General features: G+C 37.6%; 5 protein-coding genes. 1 reads left to right on the top strand and 4 read right to left on the bottom strand.

Annotated elements, in window-relative coordinates:
- Positions 1-495: hypothetical protein (locus ABUA47_RS24270; protein WP_208081082.1), on the top strand; the 495-nt coding region annotated here is incomplete at its 5' end.
- 105 nt (positions 496-600) lie between these two features.
- On the opposite strand, the gene ABUA47_RS24275 is transcribed toward ABUA47_RS24270, so the two are convergent.
- The 4 genes from ABUA47_RS24275 to ABUA47_RS24290 form a co-directional block, all read right to left on the bottom strand.
- The gene (locus ABUA47_RS24275; protein WP_256373170.1) at positions 601-723 is read right to left on the bottom strand and encodes a hypothetical protein; all 123 of its coding nucleotides are present in this window, start codon (positions 721-723) and stop codon (positions 601-603) included.
- Between the two features lie 10 nt (positions 724-733).
- Positions 734-1,291 carry a hypothetical protein gene (locus ABUA47_RS24280; protein ID WP_119958289.1) on the bottom strand — a complete coding sequence of 186 codons (558 nt, stop codon included), beginning with the start codon at positions 1,289-1,291 and terminating at the stop codon, positions 734-736.
- A 74-nt stretch (positions 1,292-1,365) separates the two neighbouring features.
- Positions 1,366-1,710 carry a pyocin knob domain-containing protein gene (locus ABUA47_RS24285; RefSeq protein WP_117589304.1) on the bottom strand — a complete coding sequence of 115 codons (345 nt, stop codon included), beginning with the start codon at positions 1,708-1,710 and terminating at the stop codon, positions 1,366-1,368.
- A gap of 59 nt (positions 1,711-1,769) precedes the next feature.
- Positions 1,770-2,133: hypothetical protein (locus tag ABUA47_RS24290; protein ID WP_208081097.1), on the bottom strand; the 364-nt coding region annotated here is incomplete at its 5' end.

Below are 2,133 nucleotides of genomic sequence, written 5' to 3' on the forward strand. Positions count from 1 at the left end.
GACCCTCAAAAATACAAAGGTATGATGGAGAAGATTGATATTACAGCCACGGGAGTAGTTGATAGTATTCGTAATAAGATGGCAGTGGCTACAGTTTCCAATAAAGGATTAATGCCATCAGGTGTGTTATCGGAGTTCCAAGGCGCGTATAGTGTACTTCTGTTTGAGACTACAAGCACTCCAGTTACAGGCTCAATTCTTTTGTCTATATCTGCAACATCAAGCGGAATGCCTAGCCTATATTACATCTCCATATCACGAGCTGGTGATGTAACAGGCAATCCTAATCTAAAAGTCAAAGTCCTCTCAGGTAGCTATAATATTAAGATTAAAGCTAAGACTGAAGCTGATGGGAAGTGCCGTGTTTATGCTGAACGGCTAGTCTATACGCCAATACTAAATGTACTCCTAATGAGTTCTTTTGGCATATCAATGAAGATGGAAGCAGCGGATAACAGTGCATTCGAAGGAGGATTTGAAGCTACATTGGAATAGTATAGGGGCAAGTGCCCCTATACTATTCCAACTGTTTCATTTATAAGATTTGTATCTGTTAAAGAGTTATATTCTAAAGAACCATCAACGGATACAGCGTTTATCTTATGTATAGGCAGAAAGCAGCAACAGAACTCCATGGTATAATCCCTTTTTACCTACAACAGACATCTGCTTTCTAACCTCTTCTGCAATGCTTGCATCTTTAATATCAATCTTCTCAATCATATCCTTAACTTCATAGTAAGTCTGTCCAGTCCGTAACATTCTCTTCAAGAACGTTACGGAATACACAATCTGTCGTGTAGAATCCTTGAAAACAAGTTATTATAGAATAATTCGTATTGAATTTAACCGCAAGATATAACTGCCCTTCATAAGTACAATGTCCCAATTTAAAGTTTACAGGACCATTGGCACTTACTCCCATTACATTCATATCATTAACAAGGAATGAAGAGGAACGGAACAGCATTATATCGGCTTTTACCATCATAGGCATGTAGTCCATTCCAGCTCTTAACACATATAGGCTACCCAAGACTCCGGCTGCATCCATTTTACCAGTCAGTCCGGAAATGGGGACAATCAAAAGAATCCTGCTTCCTGCCCCTGAAGTAGTACTATACCTTAATTGTGTATATCGTAATTTGTCCGTTCCCGATGCCATAGCGATATACTCAGTCTTTGGCAAACGGTCTATAGGCATTTGCGCCAAGCTTTGACCGGATGTTAACCCAATAAGTGATGCCGGATTGCCGGTTGCCACTTCTGATAACTTTACTTTCTCTATCATCCTTGTACTTTTGAGGGTCAGAAGATACGAATGAAAAAGAATGTATTAGGAAATATTCTATTTAGTAGTAAAAATCATTTCCATTGAGTCCAAACACCATTGACTCGTGACCTCTTATACTCTTTCAGGTCGATAAAGGATATTGCTATTTGTACAAAATCAGCTGAACCTATAACTTTGACCCAATAAAAGCTATTAGTTGGAATGTTTGCCACATTATTCCATACGCTATATTCTCCAGCTTCTACAAGGTTGTTTAAGTCTCCATCTTTAACAATATTTGCTTTGTTCATTTGCAAATTAAGGTCGCTTTTCTTAATCTTCACCGGTTCACTACTTGTTTCCCCATAGAAAAAATCTGCATCATCCTTAACAGATAAGCTGTTCAAGGCTTGACTTATGTTTACCTTCTCTATCATACCTTTGTATTTTTGAGGGTCAAAGGATAGGGTAGGAAAATGGATACTCCAAAAGTCTCTTATGTTTTGGTATTATTTATTAACGTCCAATCTTTCAAAACCTCTCCATTGCTACGAATGGTTTTAATATATATTCTTGCAGAGTTGGTAATATATAAATGGGCCGTGTATTGAAACCCTCTTAGCGCTAATAAAATTCCAGTGCCCATATTATTTAAATTATCAGTAGATGAATATACACCGGCACTGATTTTACTATCGTATTCTTCATTTAATATATTCTTACCTTGTTCAAATCCATTAGCTTGCATAAGTCCCTTGTTTGCTTCTGTTGCAGCAGGCAGTTTTTCTCTGATTAACTCAACCACATTGGCATCTGTTATATTAACCTTTTCTATCATATCCCTTGTACTTTTGAGGGTC

The sequence above is a fragment of the Bacteroides sp. RTP31139st1_H2_RTP31139_211217 genome, assembly GCF_040227615.1.
Classification (GTDB): Bacteria; Bacteroidota; Bacteroidia; order Bacteroidales; family Bacteroidaceae; genus Bacteroides; species Bacteroides uniformis.